General features: G+C 54.5%; 15 protein-coding genes. 11 read left to right on the forward strand and 4 right to left on the reverse strand.

Annotated elements, in window-relative coordinates; translation table 11 throughout:
• Positions 1 to 55 precede the first annotated feature (55 nt).
• Positions 56 to 487, forward strand: coding sequence for a type II secretion system protein N (locus ACIGDJ_RS06825; RefSeq protein WP_397478492.1), 432 nt, complete (start codon positions 56 to 58; stop codon positions 485 to 487).
• Positions 488 to 935: 448 nt separating this feature from the next.
• Here the strand turns inward: ACIGDJ_RS06825 and ACIGDJ_RS06830 are convergent, their stop codons facing one another.
• The 3 genes from ACIGDJ_RS06830 to ACIGDJ_RS06840 are packed head-to-tail and all read right to left on the reverse strand — an operon-like array spanning position 936 to position 5,682.
• The gene (locus tag ACIGDJ_RS06830; RefSeq protein ID WP_397478491.1) at positions 936 to 3,098 is read right to left on the reverse strand and encodes a DEAD/DEAH box helicase; all 2,163 of its coding nucleotides are present in this window, start codon (positions 3,096 to 3,098) and stop codon (positions 936 to 938) included.
• Complete coding sequence (locus tag ACIGDJ_RS06835) at positions 3,095 to 4,555, reverse strand: Hachiman antiphage defense system protein HamA (RefSeq protein ID WP_397478490.1); 1,461 nt, start codon at positions 4,553 to 4,555, stop codon at positions 3,095 to 3,097. Before ACIGDJ_RS06835 ends, ACIGDJ_RS06830 begins: the two co-directional genes overlap by 4 nt.
• A complete protein-coding gene (locus ACIGDJ_RS06840) occupies positions 4,552 to 5,682 on the reverse strand; it encodes a ComEC/Rec2 family competence protein (RefSeq protein ID WP_397478489.1) in 1,131 nt (376 codons plus the stop codon). The genes ACIGDJ_RS06835 and ACIGDJ_RS06840 overlap by 4 nt, the downstream gene beginning before the upstream one ends.
• A 939-nt stretch (positions 5,683 to 6,621) precedes the next feature.
• Between ACIGDJ_RS06840 and ACIGDJ_RS06845 the strand changes: the two genes are divergently transcribed.
• The 3 genes from ACIGDJ_RS06845 to ACIGDJ_RS06855 all read left to right on the forward strand — a co-directional run bounded on the left by ACIGDJ_RS06845 (position 6,622) and on the right by ACIGDJ_RS06855 (position 8,994).
• A complete protein-coding gene (locus ACIGDJ_RS06845) occupies positions 6,622 to 6,981 on the forward strand; it encodes a DUF6124 family protein (RefSeq protein WP_397478488.1) in 360 nt (119 codons plus the stop codon).
• 307 nt (positions 6,982 to 7,288) lie between these two features.
• Positions 7,289 to 8,614 (forward strand): hypothetical protein, encoded by a 1,326-nt coding sequence (locus ACIGDJ_RS06850; RefSeq protein ID WP_397478487.1) that lies wholly within the window; start codon positions 7,289 to 7,291, stop codon positions 8,612 to 8,614.
• Complete coding sequence (locus ACIGDJ_RS06855; protein ID WP_101157116.1) at positions 8,614 to 8,994, forward strand: hypothetical protein; 381 nt, start codon at positions 8,614 to 8,616, stop codon at positions 8,992 to 8,994. Before ACIGDJ_RS06850 ends, ACIGDJ_RS06855 begins: the two co-directional genes overlap by 1 nt.
• Before the next feature lie 37 nt (positions 8,995 to 9,031).
• On the opposite strand, the gene gspI is transcribed toward ACIGDJ_RS06855, so the two are convergent.
• On the reverse strand, positions 9,032 to 9,418 hold the full coding sequence (gene gspI / locus ACIGDJ_RS06860; RefSeq protein ID WP_397478486.1) for a type II secretion system minor pseudopilin GspI: 387 nt from the start codon (positions 9,416 to 9,418) through the stop codon (positions 9,032 to 9,034).
• A gap of 148 nt (positions 9,419 to 9,566) precedes the next feature.
• Between gspI and gspG the strand changes: the two genes are divergently transcribed.
• The 7 genes from gspG (at position 9,567) to gspF (ending at position 17,778) form a co-directional block, all read left to right on the forward strand.
• Positions 9,567 to 10,025, forward strand: coding sequence for a type II secretion system major pseudopilin GspG (gene gspG / locus ACIGDJ_RS06865; RefSeq protein ID WP_024013159.1), 459 nt, complete (start codon positions 9,567 to 9,569; stop codon positions 10,023 to 10,025).
• A 47-nt stretch (positions 10,026 to 10,072) separates the two neighbouring features.
• A complete protein-coding gene (gene gspK / locus ACIGDJ_RS06870; RefSeq protein WP_313001779.1) occupies positions 10,073 to 10,993 on the forward strand; it encodes a type II secretion system minor pseudopilin GspK in 921 nt (306 codons plus the stop codon).
• The gene (gspL, locus tag ACIGDJ_RS06875; protein ID WP_397478485.1) at positions 10,990 to 12,111 is read left to right on the forward strand and encodes a type II secretion system protein GspL; all 1,122 of its coding nucleotides are present in this window, start codon (positions 10,990 to 10,992) and stop codon (positions 12,109 to 12,111) included. The genes gspK and gspL overlap by 4 nt, the downstream gene beginning before the upstream one ends.
• Complete coding sequence (gene gspM, locus ACIGDJ_RS06880; protein WP_397478484.1) at positions 12,104 to 12,652, forward strand: type II secretion system protein GspM; 549 nt, start codon at positions 12,104 to 12,106, stop codon at positions 12,650 to 12,652. The genes gspL and gspM overlap by 8 nt, the downstream gene beginning before the upstream one ends.
• Positions 12,649 to 15,015: a type II secretion system secretin GspD gene (gene gspD, locus ACIGDJ_RS06885; RefSeq protein ID WP_397478483.1), complete on the forward strand. Its 2,367-nt coding sequence runs from the start codon at positions 12,649 to 12,651 to the stop codon at positions 15,013 to 15,015. Before gspM ends, gspD begins: the two co-directional genes overlap by 4 nt.
• A gap of 145 nt (positions 15,016 to 15,160) precedes the next feature.
• Positions 15,161 to 16,567, forward strand: coding sequence for a type II secretion system ATPase GspE (gene gspE, locus ACIGDJ_RS06890; RefSeq protein ID WP_101157129.1), 1,407 nt, complete (start codon positions 15,161 to 15,163; stop codon positions 16,565 to 16,567).
• On the forward strand, positions 16,567 to 17,778 hold the full coding sequence (gspF, locus tag ACIGDJ_RS06895; RefSeq protein ID WP_101157131.1) for a type II secretion system inner membrane protein GspF: 1,212 nt from the start codon (positions 16,567 to 16,569) through the stop codon (positions 17,776 to 17,778). Before gspE ends, gspF begins: the two co-directional genes overlap by 1 nt.
• Positions 17,779 to 17,799 lie beyond the last annotated feature (21 nt).

The following is a 17,799-nucleotide window of genomic DNA, read 5'->3' on the forward strand; positions in this document are numbered from 1 at the left end:
AACGGAGAGAATTGCCGCGTAGGCTGGCAACAGGGACAACAAGGAGCGACAACCCATGAAATTCACCGCACGGATCACCCCGGCGCAAACCGTCCAGGCGCTGGCACTGCTCGCCGCCCTGGTTGGCGTCGCGACATGGTCGTCGCTGCTGCTGACCACAGCGGAATCCCACACCCCCGCAGCCGCCCCGCAAGTGCTCGCGGCGAGAAGTGATAGCCCGGCGTTGCAGTGGTTCTCCAATGAGACCGCGCCGGTGGATATCAAGGTGAGCGGGGTGATCGCGGGAGGGAGCGGGACGGTGGCGATATTGAGTTTGAATGGTGGTGCGCCGAGGAGTTTTTTGGTGGGGGAGAAGGTTGGGGTTGGGGTGAAGTTGGTGGGGGTTGAGGGGGATGGAGTGGTGATTGAGCGGGGTGGGGAGAGGGTTAGGTTGGGGGTGGAGAGGTTGGGGGAGGGGGTGGTTTTGCCGAGGTTGGTGAGGCCGTGATTTATAGGGTTGAAGTCACTATCTTTGCCGTTTGCTGGGTTGCCAGCAAAAGTAGCTTGTTAAGGATTAGACTTACAGACGAAGAATACTAATGCTTGCTCTCGGGTAGAAAAAGTATCATATAAGTGAAAACTGTCGGCCGAAAAGGAACTATCGTTGTTATTTTAAACTGTGACGCTTTATTAACTAGTAAAGCTGAGAAGACTAAAAAATTATGGGCGATGCCACTGTCTGTAGTCCATCGGTAAACACGATAAGGCAAGTGAAAGTGCTCAATAGGCGGGTGCACTGCGCTCGCGTATATTCGAGTTTTTTTCGCAGTCGCACCACAATGGCCCGATGACGCAGTTATAAATCATGTCTACTTATGGTTTGTATATTTTGGTTTAGTAGTTGGATAGAATAGTTGTGATGACCGAATGCTAATGTATTTTTCATTGCCGTAACCTTACATATAAGAAAGAGCGTGCTTCAAAATGTGCGTTTCAAATTCAGTAAGATATGTAAGGTTTTTCATAGGGATTGACTTTAGTTTTGTTATATATTGGTCTATATTCATGTCGTCAAAATTATTATTATCAAGAATCTTCTTTGTAATCTGAATCGGAATGCCGAATTCCTCAAGCGAGTTCACAGCAGGGGGGAAGTAGAAATTTTCAAGCGTGGAAGCGAAAGGTTTGTAGTCGCCAAATGGATAGGAAAATCGTTTGAATATCAGTTCTTGAATATCACTTATTGCATAAATTATTTTCGGAAGGTTGTAGTTTATTAAATTTTTCTTAAAGTTAAAAACAGCCTGTATCGCATCATCAATGTTGTAGCTGGCCGAGCGATTAGCCCAAAATTTTTGGTCTTGGATGATCAGTACCTTGTCGTCAACCTTGTTGATGATATCAATCATTTTTTTATGTAATTGTGTGTCGGTGCGGACGGCGCCCCCGCCCATTGATGATACATTGAAATATTTGAATAATATCTTGGATAGATGCATCAGTTGGCTGCTAGTTGGGTATATGCCATCCCAGCGCATAAGACTGTTCCAGGTATTGCACTTTTCGATCAGTGCATTAGCAAACTCGACAAGCTTGCTCGGATGGATTCCCTGGTGCTTAAGAATTAACGAAATAGGAATGGCTTCCTGCTCATAATATCTTTGTATCTTTTCTTTGTTCGATCCGCTAACTTCATTGCCCATATGCAAAAGGAGTGAATCAGATGCATTTTCACTCTGCGTGATTATCGGCATGTCGATGAACGGCAGTTCATTTTGAGGCTTTTCACCAAGGATAAATACATTTCCCACAAAGTGCTCAAACATCCTTCCAGATCTGCCCGCGATATTGTTAAATGTAAACATATCAAGCTTGGTTCTTCTGGTAATGCAGTCGTCATATATAATGATATTCTTGGCGTTGGTGTTGACTCCCTCGATAAGCGTAGAAGTGCAAATGATAATATTGATATCCGAGCTGTTAAAGTAGTCTACTATCAAAGAAGCAACTGCTCTCGGTAATTGCGAGTGATGATAGGCGATGCCGTGTTTGAGTCCTTCAACTAGCGACCAGTCAAAATGAAAGTTTTCGCCAAGCCAGATTGAAAAATCTTCATTGCGATTTTTTTTATTGAACAGTCCAGAGTCAAGTAACTTGACTAACAGGGAACTAGCTCTTTTTGGGGACTTGCAGTAGATAACAGTTTGCTCATCCTTCTCAAAGGATTTTAAAATATGTAAAAGTATGGCATCCCTTTCCAAGTCCTTATCAGCGTCTTTCCCCTTGCTAACTATCGGATGGAAAAATTCGTTAGTAGCTACAGTAGCGTAAGAGTCAAATTTCAAAAAAGTACATCTAAGCTCGTCTTCAATTCCCGCCGCTAACCCATTTATTCTCGGGCCCAGCATGTAAAAGCGTTTGCATTTCGCATAGAGCTTTTTGAAAGCAAGGTTCAATCTATCACATCGCTCATCATTCTTTGTTGTAGGTCCTAATTTGTAAAATTCGTCTATTATAAAGAAATCTATTTTCCCAAGATCTATATGTTCAAGTACTCTTTCTTGAGTCAGGATGTATATATTGCTCTGATCTGATCTTTGCGTAACCTGAGTAATGATTTTATAGGTTTTACTATACTTATATAGCTTCTTTTTAAGCTCGTCCATCAATGCGATCGTAGGAACAACAATGGCAATATTAGTAAATTTCCGACTTGCAATTAGTGCTTCTATGATTAAGCTTTTCCCAAAGCTGGTAGGCGCACTCAGGATAATATTCTCGCCATTTATTATTCTGTGAAATACCTCGGCTTGGCGGATGTGAAATATTTTGTTTTCATCTTGAGGTGTGGTAAAAATGCTACGCCTAAATAAATCCTTACTTGTATTATCGGTGGTTTCAACGTAAGGATATAATCCTAATTCACCTAGCAAATGATCCAAAATGAAAGAATTTTCTATCTCGCCCTTTCGCTCCATTGATCTGATAACAATATCTTGTATTAAGTGCTGCTGCTCGTGTCTGTTATATTCGTTCACAAGCGATATCAGAAAATCATCCCATTGATCGAACTCAGGATTGCTTAAGCTGGCTTTTGAATCTTCGTACCAAGAGGTCATGAATTAAGCTCCTTTACTAAGGCCTCATTTACGATTGAAACATCCGATACGGGAAAATAAAAAATTCGTAAATTTATTAGATCAATTAGATCTGATCTGATTGCCTTGACAAGGATGTTTCTACACTCTTGTATGCGGTCGTTGAAAAGTTGGATGAATGAGTTTTGGTCGTAATTAGTGATTATTGAACTATCATGCATCAAAAACACTGGGATAATTATTTTGTCGAATCTTTCGTCAATGGTGAGGCCAGAGTTAGCCAGTCTTTTAAGCTTATCTGTATGTGGCCAAGACTCGTCGATTTCCGCTGTAAGCATAAATAATCGCTGCTTTAATGTTGTCAAGCTTACTATGTACTCAATGTTTCTAATGGCAGCAGTTACGGCTTCATCGATGTTGGTGCTAACTGAGGAGGCGCCGATCCATAATTCAATGTCGTCAAGATTTAATACGACATGAGTGCAAGAGAAAGTCTTGTTGTTCATGTCGAATACTTTGTTCATAATAGGAATTGTTTTATATGAATCACGTATGGCGATATGCAAAAATAAATCGCCTAATGCATTCATGTCGTTGGCGGGATAATTAGCTCTTGCGTGTTTGAATAGACCTCTTTCGGGGCCACTAAAATTTGCCTTCTCTTTATGTGAAAGGCAATAGTCAATGATCCAGTCATAAACAGTTTCTGTCAAACTACTAAGATTCCACACTTTCATCGTGAATCCGATATCGATCCCTTTAATGTTTGGTTGTCCGACATTGCAATTTATGCAGTAAGTGAATGGTGATGCCGGATGATCAGGAGCTGTATAATGTATTCCCTCTTGGATCCTGACATCTAGATTCAAGGCATGGGTGATCTCAAGCGCGGCCGAGTCGGCTAAAATATCTTTGACTGATACAGCATATAAGGTGTTACTGCCCTGTTGTACGAGCAGAAGACCTACGCATAATCCGTCATGCAACACCGGGGAACCCGACATACCCTTGTATACGCTAACGTAATCCGACTGCGAAACTTCAAAGCTGTATTGCCTGCTGGTAATGTGCTCAAATACGTTAGATACCTTTACGCTTATGGGGGTGCAATAATGCTGTTTCTCAATTGGAAATCCACAAGATTTAACTTCTACATCTAAGCTAATGCTGGTTGAGTATAGTCCGATAGAGTTTGGTGCTACGTCCTCAGCTTCAAGAATGCAGAAGTCCTTTGATTCATTCGAATAAACGCATTTGGCAAATGAAAAGATACTTTCATCAAAGTTGTTACTTGAGAAATAGATTCTAAGTTCGTCTGAATCAGCAATTATATGATTGGCGGTAAGTAGAAATGTCGGTGATATCGCAAAGCAAGTGCCGCGCACTTCATTTAGGATGTTGCCGCTGTCATCCTTTTTGATCGCCTCTAGAATATACACTGAATCGGATTTGTATTCGCTTGGGATTGTAGTGTTCACAGCTCAATCTCGCGGTCATTTATCTCTATGGTAACGTTTGAGTATTTGTCTTGGATTTCTTTAAAGAACCATTGAGGGATATTCTCAAGCCTATAGTTTGTTATTATTCGCGTGGTTTTTGATTTATTTGTTTCTGCAATTCTAGCTAAAGTTTCAAGGTTTGGGTGCCCGTGAGACTTGCCGTTTGTGCTGATCATATAAATGGAGCAGTCGAGACGATCTAGCAACTCCATGCTTGTACTGCTTCTACTCCCGTGATGAGAAACTTTTACAGCGTCCACTTTTAGCTTTTGAATATTATTGTCGTCAAGCCACGAAATTACTGTGCTTGGATAGCAGTCGCCAAGACACAAAATGCGTTTATCGCCATCCTCTATTAATAAGGAAAGGCTGCTCATGTTGGTTGGTGACGTGTCTTCCACAAAAGGTTCGCTAGCCAGCGATTTAATAGTGCGCGATGTTATGTTGGATATCGGATAGTCGGTTGGCGATGGGGTTAGAGAACTGGCATATAAATCAAAGGCTTCATAATATGTTTTGTTTATTATTTTAGGTTTAATTAGCTTTGAGTTTAGTTGGTCCTTCCAGCTTTCTATTAATGCGTCGAGTGAAGATTTTTGTGGTCCAATAATTGTGAATTTAATCAGGCCTATATTGAATTGGGGGAGTTTTTCCCTGTAAATAGCCTCGCCGGAGACTACCTCATTGCACTTGAGTCCTCTTGTGTTGATAGTATACGAGAGCGATGTTCCCTCTGAGTACCCTATGCGTATGTTTTCCTCTGGGGTTGTTAGCTCACAAGCGAGTGCTTGCAATTTGCGATCTGTCAAGTAACTTGTTGCACGATCTTCGTGTGGCTTACCAAAAAATTGTTCGGCGCCATTAAATAAGATGTTTAGGATTTCAGGGCATTTTTCGTGCTGAAGAAGCTTTATAATGCCATTGACATGATCGTTATCTATATGCGTTACAATGAGAGTGTTTATAACCTTTGTTTTATCAATTATATGTTCTTTCCAATCCTCAAATGATTGAGCGGTGCCTCCGTCAATCAAGATAAATTCAGATTCGGTGGTTATGCTGATGCAGTCGCCATTGCCAGCTTTAAGCATGCGTATTTTGAGCATGTGCGTCATCCCTGATTCTTAGATGATAGCATTGTAGCACCATCAGCAATGGGCTCGCGCTGGATGGTTCTCTATCCCCATCAGATGAATAGCTCTGCTTTTTAGCGACATAATGATCGCTTGTGGCCCGGTGCGGTCCTCCGTGATGCTCCGCTCTTGGCCAAGGGCGGCATAATTTTGAGCGATCCGAACAATCCGCCGCGTGCACGTAACGAAGTGTTGGTCATGGAAGAGCCACGGAAAGGGGGGGATGCGGCACTCAAGCCCATGGCTGACGAAGAAGAGAGCTTCATGGTTCGCTATCAGAACCAGACAGAACCCGTCTTTCGCAAGGCTCGACATCAATCGGTGTTGATGAATCGATCTTCGTCAAGGTCGTGGGCGACGTTAAAACCTCTCTGAAGGCAATCGAAATTCTGCATCAGAAAATTTTCCGCGATACGGTCACTTGCGTAGCTCAGAGTTTTCCGATAGGCGCGCTCGACTGTTTGCCAAGATTAAAAGGCAACTCACCAGGTTGGCGAAAAAGGGCATCGTTTTACCCCACCACCCGATTCTTAAATCAGTCCTCGGCATGAAGGTCCCGATAAACGCCAACGTTTAGAAAGACATCTCCAGTCACTCTCCTAGGCTACGCATCCTTGCGCCTTTGCCTACAGCTACGCCAGAATCCGCCGGCTTGTGCGCCTAGGGGGCGGGTTCTATTGTGGGCCTGTCGCTGACGAATCAGCGATCGGGTTTCGCAGCCCGGATCAATCAAGGCGCACAGCGCTCCAGTTCGTTGTCATTCTTGGCAATGGTGCTTTATGGCGGCTGTGCGCGGGATACCTTCGGGTATGCCGGGTTCCTTGATTCCCGGTCTGCGAACCTGCGTACAGCTGCCACCTCTCTTCGTTTCGCAGCGAAACGTGGCGGCTCCAATAATCAAGGAGCTTCACCATGATCAAACCAACCCCCAACCCGCCCGAAACCGATCCCACGTCTCCCTACGAATCCCTCGATTCCAACAAACTCCACGAAGCCGCTGACCGCGCGCTCGATCATTACCTGTCGCCAAACAATCTCCTGCCTCCGCCACGTAAGGCGCGGGGGATGTATGCGGTGACGGCGGATACCAAGAATGAAGAACTGCTGGCGGATGCGAGTGAAACGCTTGCTTCGGCGAAGGCGATTGCTCAGGACATTTCCAGTTTGTTGCCGGCGCCGCAGCGGCGGGCGTTGTTGGGGGTTGCTCAACTGATCATGTTGGGGGAGCTGGCGGTGAATCGGGTGATGGATAATTTGGAGGTGGCGGGGTGAGGTAGATGTCTGTGGGCGCCAGAAAGATGATTTGTTATCAGGGCTGGCGCTTTCGCGAGCAAGTTCGCTCCCACAGGGTTTTATGCTGATTGCAGATGTTGTGTAGGACGCTGACACCTGTGGGAGCAAACATTGGTGACGGATCTATTTTCTGCCCCACCCAGTGCCGCCATAAAACATTGATGATTTGAGCGCGGCGTCTGTAAGTCAGAAAGCCGGATTTTCCCTACAACGGACACCGATCCGTCCTGCATTCAAACCTGAGTCCGTTCGCCAAAGTCCTGCGTTTTCAGAACGGGACACGGATGTGACCAGACTCATCCCGCTAAGCGAGTTCCATGGGCAGCGAGAGCAGATCCTCGATGCCTACGAAGCCATGGAGCAGTTCCGACAGGCATTGAGTCGTCCGGACGACTTGCCCGGATTCGACGACTTGTTAAACGCCATGGGCCTGCACCGTAGCAACTACATGCAAGGCGCAAATGAGCGAAAACTCATCGATGCTGTGCGTAACGGTGATTGGGCACTGGTGAAGCCGCGCATGGCTACAGACAACGGCGGCGCCTCCTGGAATGCCTTCAACCCCAAACCCGAGCCACCTCCTGCACAACACTTGGTGGAGGAACACGCCTACACCTTGCCGCAACCGGCTGAATCGGGTTTTCACATCGTTCAGAAACCCATGACGCTAGCGGCGCTTGAACGGGAGTTGTACGAAATCAGTCCCGGCGACTCACTGCGTCGCGAATTCCGTTCACTCAATCGACATCTCGGTGAGCGGGTCAAGCCTGGGCAAATGGTCTTGTTCAGCGACTCACGTAACTACATGTGCCGACGCGAAGAAGCACAAATGATGGCGGCTGCGGAGAAGGTGAACGAGGCGTTGAAAGATCTTTCGGATGAAGAAGCTTCGTTCATGGTTGAGCATCATGAGGTCATTGAGCCGTTTCTGGAGGTGTCGGCAGGCACATTGGGCGTTGCGTCATTCATGATCGGGCAGCATCTGGAAGGATTGAAAAACACCCTCAAAGCGTTGGAGCAACTGCATCAGCAGCAATACACCCAACATCGCCATCTGCATTCGCCGGAGTTCTTTGCCAAACGCAAACGCCTGATGGTGAAACTGGATGCCAGCCTTGGGCCGCTGGTACGCAAAGGTTCCGGTCTGCCAGATCATCCAAAACTCAAACGTGCACTGGGATTGTCCACCCGCCGAATTGTTCACCGGTGGGGTAAAGCAGGTGCACCGGCACAACTGCCCGGATATGCGACCAACATTGCGGGCGTTGCCAGAGCAGCGAAGTTCATGAAGGGAGGTGGTTATCTCGGCATAGGTCTGCAACTGGGCGCATCCAGCTCAAAAATCTACGAGGTCTGCGCGTCCGACCGCGAGGCGGAATGCAGGCAAGTGAGGTTTGTCGAGGGAGGGAAAATGGTCGGCGGTACCGCTGGAGCTCTTGCTGGTGGATATATCGGAGGGAAAGTAGGTTTGGCGGTGTGTGCGAAATTGAAAGGAATGGGAAAACTTGTGTGTGTGCTTGTGGTCGGTGCGGCAGGTTCCGTGGAGACAGGAACAAAGATGACAGAGCTAGGAGAGTTAGTGGGACAAGAAATTCATGAGTATTCCGAGTAATGGAAATCACCAGCACAGTATTTGCCTGGGCATGTGGGGTGCAAATCTTGATGGGCGTGATCAACTGCGCAATGATTTTTTATGCCGTTTATACAAAACTCGATGCTCTGGAAAAACACTTTGCTGAGTGGCTGTACCTATCCATGGACTGTGGTTCGTCAGGGGGAAGTTTTTACTCGAGAACTCAGCGGATGACCGCTGTCAGTCGGTTGATTACATCCAAGAGTATCCAACGGCAGGAACCCTTGCTGATCGACGCCGTTCAACGCCTTCCCAGAGGACTCAGGTTCTGGGCGACGAGTCCATTTCATGTCGGCTATTTCGTGTGCGGCGGGACGTCACTGCTTTGGCTGTATGGGAAATACAGAGGTTTTTTGTAGGATCAGGTTAGTTTGATGGTTCGACGTTTCGGGAGAATCAGGGCGATTGGTTTTCCGGGCGGCTTAGCAACGTCTCAAGCTTGGCCAACGGTGGGGCGTCTTGGTTGCGGTCGAATACTTGGATTCCAATCCTGAGCAGCCGCCCATTCTCTGCGCTGGCGATCACCTGTTCACAGCGCAACATAAGCCGTCCTTGATCACATTCAACAGCCTTCACCCCATTCGGCAATCGCCCCTCCAACCGCAACTCCGCCATCCGACTCTGCGCGGCAATCAGCGCGATCGATCTATCGCGCAACAGCCCATTACTCTGCGTCATCAACCCCGCCACACGCACGGCGGCGGACATGGCGACGGCGATGATCGCCAGTGCCACCAGCACTTCAATCAGGGTGAATCCTTCCTCTCGCGTTCGCGCGCGCATACATGGCCCAAAATCGAAACCCAGCCCTCGACGCTAACCCCCGTCCTTGACGGCTTGACGACGAAAACACCCGAGGATTTTCAACATCCCTGACATATCTTCTTGCAACACTGCGCGTCGAATTCGGATCAAGCCAGGGAATGTCGAGATGGATATCGCACCTTTGAACACGCTCAGTCAGTCGCCGCGCATGCCGCGTAGCCAGCAGGGTTTTACCTTGATCGAGATCATGGTGGTGGTGGTGATTCTGGGGATTCTGGCGGCGATGGTGGTGCCCAAGGTGCTCGACCGGCCGGATCAGGCACGGGCGACGGCGGCGAAGCAGGATATTGGTGGGTTGATGCAGGCGTTGAAGTTGTATCGCCTCGATCACGGCACGTATCCGAGCATGAATCAGGGGCTGAAGGTGTTGGTCGAGCGACCGGCGGATGCGAAGAACAGCAACTGGCGTTCGTATCTGGAGCGTTTGCCTAATGACCCGTGGGGCCGGCCTTATCAGTACCTCAACCCGGGCGCGAATGGTGAGGTCGATATCTTTTCCCTCGGCGCCGATGGCCAGCCGGACGGCGATGGCGTGAATGCCGATATCGGTTCCTGGCAGTTGTAAGGCCGGCCGTGAACACAGGTTCGCTCAACGGGGCGAAGCAACGGGGTATGGCGATTATCAGCGCGTTGTTGATTGCCGCCGTGGTGGCGGTGATTGCGGCGGGGATGTTGACGCGTCAGAGCGTGGCGACCCGGGCGCTGGAGGCCGATCAGCAGCGGGTGCAGGGGCGTTGGGTCGCGCAGGGTGGTCTGGAGATCAGCCGGCAGTTGCTCTGGGATGCGCGCCTGCGTGATCCGTTGACCCGGCGTGATCAGCCCTGGGCGCAGCCGTTGCTGGCGGCGGGTTTTGCCGGGCGGCTGGAGGACGAGCAGGGCAAGTTCAACCTGCGCAATCTGGTCGCCAATGAGCGCATCGATGAGGCGCAGGTGCAGGCGTTCGAGCGCTTGTGCGAGCTGATTGGTGTGAGTGCCGTTGTCGGCCAGCGCATTCGTCAGCGGGTGATTGCCGGTTATCCGCATTTGCTGAATGCGCAGATTGGCGCGACGGGCAAAGCCGGTTTCGACAGCGGCCGCGCCACTTCGCCGGATGCCGATCACAAACCGCCACCGCCGAAGGTGCCGATGCTGCGCACGCTGGAGGATTTGCGCAGCGTCGAAGGCGTGACGGATGCGCTGATCGGCCAATTGACGCCTTACGTGACGGTGATTCCCGCGACGACGTGGATCAACGGCAACACCGCCACGGCGCAGGTGCTGGCGGCGTACGTGCCGGGGCTTTCGCTGGAGCGGGCGACGGCGTTGATCGCCGAGCGTGACGCCGGGCGCTGGTTTATCAATCGCGGCGATTTTGTCAACCGCTTGCGCATGCCGCAGCTGGAAATGAGCAGCGTCAAAGTCGGCATCACCAGCGACTGGTTTCGTTTGCGCGGTGAGGCGCGGCGTGATCAGCGTCGGGTCAGCCTCGACGCATTGCTGCACCGCAGCGAGGATCGGCTGCCGCAGGTGATCTGGTCGCGGGTGGGCGCATGAGCCAGTTGCGCGTCGCGTTGCCGCCGTTGGCGGAGCTGGCATTGCATAGCGAAGTGAGCTGCGCCTGGCTGGATCGTCAGGGGCAGGTCAGCCGTGAGGATCGGCTCACTTTGAGTCAGTTAGGGCAACTGCCGAAGCAACCACCGCTGCTGTGTTTTCTGCATCCGGCCGACAGCCTGCTCGCCAGCATTGATCTGCCGCCGTTGCCCGCGAACAAAACGGCGGCCGCTGTGCAGTGCGCGGCGCAGGCATTGATGCTCGGCGACAGCAGCCAGATGCATATCGGCCACAGCCCTCGCGATGCGAGCGGGCAGGTGCAGATTGCCTGGGTTTCGCGGCAGCATTTGCAGCGCTTATCCGCTGTGCTCAAGCAGGCGGGGTTGAGTCTGCGCGGTTTGTATCCGGCGCCTTATAGCCTGCCGGTGCTGCCGGATGTTGTCGTGTGTATGGCGGACGGTCACGTACTCAGACGCGAGAGTTTGAACAGCGCGCAGGTTGAGCCGTTGCTCGGTGACGAAGTGGACGAGGCATCGTTCGCAGCTGACGCGACACAACGCTGGGTCGGCCCCTTGCCAAGTTGGGGTTTGCACGGTGGCCTGCAGCAAACCGCCGGCGAGCAGCGTGGCTGGGGTCGTGCTGTCGGGTGTGTGGCTTTGGCCGTGGCAGTCTGGGTGATCGGGCTGAATATGTACGCCGCTCGCGAAGCTCGGCAGGGCCAGCAGCTCAAGGCGCAGATGAGTCAGCGGGTGAAACAGGCGTTTCCTGAATTGCCGGTGATTCTCAACCCGCTGCAACAGGCGCGTCAGCAACTGGAGCAGCGGCAAAAAGGCGCGGTCGATGACCCGGCGCAGCACTTCAATCGGCTGGTGTTGCAGGCCGGCACGGGCATGCCGTTCATGGCCGGCAGTGTCGAGCGCCTGAGTTACCGCGACGGCGCTTTGCAGCTGGCGCTGGTGAGCGATGCAAACCGTGGCGGCAACGACAAGGATTGGCAAAGCACATTGGCCCAGGCCGGCATCAGCGTGACTGCCGATGACGCAGGCTGGACCTTGCGCCCGAGCGATGAAACCACCGCCAACACCAACGATGACGACGACAGCGGAGCAGACGATGAGTAGGACGACGCTGGCGATTTACCGTGCGCGCTTGCAGCGTTTCAGCAGCCAGTTGCAGGCGCGGTGGCAGCCGTTGGCGCTGCGCGAAAAACGCATGGTCGCCGCCATGGCTGTGGTGCTGATCGGTCTGCTGATCTGGCTGACGCTGGTCAAGCCGCCGTTGGCCAGGATCACTTTTTGGCAGAGCGAAACGCCCAAGTTGCGCGCGCAAACCGAGGCGCTGCAAGTGCTGTTGCGTAGCGTCAACGTGCGACCGCAGGGGCAGAGCGTTGGCCAGTCGCTGGAGCAAAGTCTGCAAGCGGCGGGGCTGGCCGGGCATTACCAATTACAAGCGGCGGAGGGTGGCGCGTGGCAGCTGAATGTCGACGCCGCGCCGGCCGATGCGCTGCTCGACTGGCTGCTCAGCCAGCCATCACAACTTTCTCTGCAGGTGGTCGAGGCGCAGTTGCAGCGCGCAAACGAAACCTCGACCGATGTCACCGCCGGCATTTTGTCAGGCACCGTTCGCATGGATCAGGCGCAGGGCGCTAAGGAAGCTTCATGAAGGAGTCACGCTGCAAACCGGCACGTCTGGCGCTGCCGTTGTTGCTGATGGCATTGAGCGCGTGCAACAGCACCACGGCGCCGCAAAACCAGCCGCCGCTGTTGGTCGACAGTGAACTCGGCCGGCCGCTGGCCAACACCCAGCGCAGCGGCGATGCGGTGGCCGATCGCGAACGGGCGCAGGCTCAGGCGCGGCCGGTGCCCAAGCAGTTGCACAACATCAGTCAGCGCGGGCGCGGTGCTGGCGCTGCGCCGGGCAATGCGACCCCGCGCAATCCGTTGGGCGAGCAACCGGTGACGCTGAATTTTGTCGAGGCGGATATTCAAGCGGTGGTGCGGGCGTTGTCGCGGGCCACCGGGCAGCAGTTTCTCGTCGATCCACGGGTCAAGGGCAATCTGACCCTGGTCTCGGAAGGCCAGGTGCCGGCTCGTCAGGCCTACGACATGCTGCTCGCGGCGTTGCGCATGCAAGGCTTCAGCGTGGTCGATGTCGGCGGCGTGGCGCAGGTGGTTCCCGAGGCCGATGCAAAACTGCTCGGCGGGCCGATCTACAGCGCCGACAAACCGGCCGGCAACGGCATGCTCACGCGCACGTTTCGCCTGCAATATGAGAACGCGGTGAACCTGATCCCGGTGCTGCGCCCGATTGTCTCGCCGAACAATCCGATCAATGCCTATCCCGGCAACAACACCGTGGTCATCACCGATTACGCCGAGAACCTTACCCGCGTCGCGCAGTTGATCGAGAGCATCGACACGCCGAGCGCGATCGACACCGATGTGGTGCAGATCCAGAACGGCATCGCTGCCGATATCGCGCCGATGGTGGCCGACTTGCTCGACGCGCCGGGCAATGATCCGACGCAGAAAATCGCCGTGATTGGCGACCCGCGCTCGAACTCCATCATCATCCGCGCCGGCAGCCCCGAGCGTACCGAGTTGGCGCGCAATTTGATCTACAAACTCGACAACGCGCAGAGCAATCCGAGCAATCTGCATGTGGTTTACCTGCGCAACGCCCAGGCGGCGAAACTTGCGCAGGCGTTGCGTGGTTTGCTCACCGGTGAGAGTGACAGCGGCAGCAGCGACGCGGCGCGTTCGGTGCTCAGCGCGATGGGCAGCAGCACCGGCGGCAACGCCGGGCAGAACGGCCAGAGCAGCACACCGAGCACTGGCACTTCAACGACGACTGGCAGCGGCGCAACCGGCGGCAGTTATGCGCAGGGCAGTGGTGGCGGCACCGGCAGTGGCGGTACGCAGAGCAACGAACAGAACGTCGCTTTCAGCGCTGGCGGCGTGACGATTCAGGCCGACGCCACCACCAACACGCTGCTGATTTCTGCACCGGAACCGCTGTATCGCAACTTGCGTGAAGTCATCGATTTGCTTGACCAGCGTCGCGCGCAGGTGGTGATCGAGAGCCTGATCGTCGAGGTCGGCGAGGACGATGCCAGTGAATTCGGTGTGCAATGGCAGACCGGCGATCTCGGCGGCAAAGGTGTGATCGGTGGCGCCAATCTGGGTGGCGCGGGTCTCAACACGGGGGCGAAGAACAGCATCGACGTACTACCGCAGGGTTTGAACCTTGGCTACGTCAACGGCACGGTCGACATCCCCGGCATCGGCAAGATTCTCGACCTGAAAGTGTTGGCGCGGGCGCTGAAGAGCAAGGGCGGCACCAATGTGCTGTCGACGCCGAATCTGCTGACGCTGGACAACGAAGCGGCGAGCATTTTTGTCGGCCAGACCATCCCGTTTGTCAGCGGCAGCTACGTCACCGGCGGCGGGGGCACCAGCAACAACCCGTTCCAGACCGTGACCCGCGAAGAGGTCGGCCTCAAGCTCAACGTACGCCCGCAGATTTCCGAGGGCGGCACGGTGAAGCTGGATATCTATCAGGAAGTCAGCAGCATTGATGAGCGTGCATCCAACAGCGTGACCTCGGCGGGCATTGTCACCAACAAGCGGGCGATCGACACCAGCATTCTGCTCGACGATGGGCAGATCATGGTGCTCGGCGGGTTGCTGCAGGACGGTTACAGCCAGAGCAATGATGCGGTGCCGTGGCTGTCGACGATTCCGGGCATCGGCGCGTTGTTTCGCAACGAACGCCGGGCGATCAGCAAGACCAACCTGATGGTGTTTCTGCGCCCGTACATCATCCGCGACAGCGAAGCAGGGCGCAGCATCACCCTCAACCGCTACGACTTCATGCGCCGCGCGCAGGGCGGCTTGCAACCGGAACGCAGTTGGGCGATGCCGGACATGCAGGCGCCGCAATTGCCGGCATCTGCGCAAGGCGTGCCGGCGGTTTTACCCACATCAGGCCCGCGCGCAACGATCAAAGCGGTGCCCATCCAATGACTCTGACACCACCTCTTGATGTGGAAATCGGACCTGTAGGAGCTGCCGAAGGCTGCGATCTTTTGATCTCTGGCCGTTTGGGTCCGTCGAAGAGCAAGATCAAAAGATCGCAGCCTTCGGCAGCTCCTACAGGGAGGTGTTTGTCTTGAGTCGGTTGCCGTATGCCTGGGCCAAGGCGCAGCGCATTCTCTTGTGCAATGGTGTGCTGACCGTGTGCCCGTCAACGCCCGGCTGGTCGATCAGCGAAGTGCGTCGGCAGTTCGGCGCGACGCAGGTTGAGCGGGTGCGCGATGACGAACTCGACGGCTTGCTCGCCGCCGCGTACTCCGACACCGGCAGCGCCGCTGCGGTGGTCGGTGCTGCGGAAAACGAAGTCGACCTTGATCGGCTGATGCAGGACATGCCGGAAATCACCGACCTGCTCGACACCCAGGACGGTGCGCCGGTGATCCGCATGATCAATGCCTTGCTGACTCAGGCGGCGCGCGACGAGGCCAGCGACATTCACATCGAACCGTTCGAAACCCATTCGGTGGTGCGCTATCGCGTCGACGGCACCCTGCGCGATGTGGTCTCGCCGCGCAAGGCGTTGCACGGTGCGCTGGTGTCGCGGATCAAGATCATGGCCCAGCTCGACATCGCCGAAAAACGCCTGCCGCAGGATGGTCGAATCGCCTTGCGCGTAGCGGGGCGGCCGATCGATATTCGTGTGTCGACGGTGCCGACCGGCCACGGCGAACGGGTAGTGATGCGCCTGCTCGACAAACAGGCCGGGCGCTTGCATCTGGAAACCTTGGGCATGGATGCGCAGGTGCTGGCCAAACTCGACCATTTGATTCGCCAGCCCCACGGCATCGTCCTGGTCACCGGGCCGACCGGCAGCGGCAAAACCACCAGCCTCTATGCGGCGCTGGCGCGGCTGGATGCGAGCACCAGCAACATTCTCACCGTGGAAGATCCGGTGGAATACGACCTGCCGGGGATCAGCCAGATTCAGGTCAACGCCAAGATCGACATGACCTTTGCTCTCGCGCTGCGGGCGATTTTGCGCCAGGACCCGGACATCATCATGATCGGTGAAATTCGCGATCTCGAGACCGCGCAAATCGCTGTGCAGGCCTCGCTCACCGGGCATCTGGTGCTGGCGACGCTGCACACTAACGACGCCGTGTCGGCGGTCAATCGCCTGATCGACATGGGTGTTGAGCCGTTTTTGCTCGCGTCATCGATGCTAGGCGTCCTCGCGCAGCGCTTGGTGCGGCGCCTGTGCAATCAATGCAAACAGGAAGATCCGGCCACGCCCGGAACCTGGCGTCCGGTCGGTTGCCCGGCGTGCAACCAAACCGGTTACAGCGGCCGCACCGGCATCCACGAATTGTTCTGCATCGACGACGACATCCGCACGCTGATTCACCAAGGGGCAGGGGAGCAGGCCTTGCGCGCGGCGGCGTCGAAAGCCGGTATGTTCAGCCTGCGTGAGGACGGTGAGCGCTGGATTCGCAGCGGCGCCACCGCTCCCGAAGAAATCCTTCGCGTGACACGGGACGCCTGATGAATCGCTATCGCTTTGAAGCGGCGGATGCCACGGGAAAAATCGAGTCCGGGCACCTTGAGGCGGACAGCCAGAGCGCGGCGTTCAGTGCCTTGCGCGGGCGCGGATTGACAGCGCTGTCGGTGCACGAGCAAAGCAATATCGCCCGACACGGTGGCGGCGGTTTGTTCAGCGCCAAACTCTCGGACAACGACCTCGCCTGGGCCACACGCCAATTGGCGAGCCTGCTTGGTGCCAGCCTGCCATTGGAAGCAGCGCTGAGCGCGACGGTTGAGCAGGCCGAGAAAAAGCACATCGCCCAAACCCTCAGCGCCGTGCGCGCCGACGTGCGCAGCGGCATGCGTCTGGCGGAATCGCTGGCGTCGCGGCCACGGGATTTTCCCGAGATTTACCGGGCGCTGATCGCCGCTGGCGAAGAGTCTGGCGATCTGGCCCAGGTGATGGAACGGTTGGCCGATTACATCGAGGAACGCAACAACCTGCGCGGCAAGATTCTGACCGCATTCATCTATCCGGGCGTGGTCGGGCTGGTGTCGATCGGCATTGTGATTTTCCTGCTCAGTTACGTGGTGCCGCAGGTGGTCAGCGCGTTCTCTCAAGCGCGGCAGGATTTGCCGGGGTTGACCCTGGCGATGCTCACCGCCAGTGATTTCATTCGCGCGTGGGGTTGGTTGTGCGCGGCGCTCATGGCCGGGGCGTTCTGGAGTTGGCGTTTGTATTTGCGTAATCCGGCGGCGCGGTTGAGTTGGCATCACCGGGTGCTGAAGTTGCCGCTGTTTGGGCGTTTTATCCTGGGTTTGAACACTGCGCGATTCGCCTCGACCCTGGCGATTCTCGGCGGGGCCGGCGTGCCACTGTTGCGCGCACTGGAAGCGGCACGGCAGACGCTGTCCAACGACCGCTTGAGCCTGAGCGTCAGCGAGGCCACGGCGAAAGTGCGCGAAGGCGTCAATCTCGCCGCCGCGCTGCGGGTGGAGAATGTGTTCCCGCCGGTGCTGATTCACCTGATCGCCAGCGGCGAGAAAACCGGCTCGCTACCGCCGATGCTCGAGCGCGCGGCGCAGACGTTGTCGCGGGATATCGAACGGCGGGCAATGGGCATGACGGCGTTGCTCGAGCCGCTGATGATCGTGGTGATGGGCGGGGTGGTGCTGGTGATTGTGATGGCGGTGTTGTTGCCGATCATTGAGATCAACCAGTTGGTGCAGTAGTGGTGTACCTGGTGATTTGAT

It is taken from the genome of Pseudomonas sp. NPDC079367 (genome assembly GCF_044542195.1).
In the GTDB taxonomy this organism is placed as follows: Bacteria; Pseudomonadota; Gammaproteobacteria; order Pseudomonadales; family Pseudomonadaceae; genus Aquipseudomonas.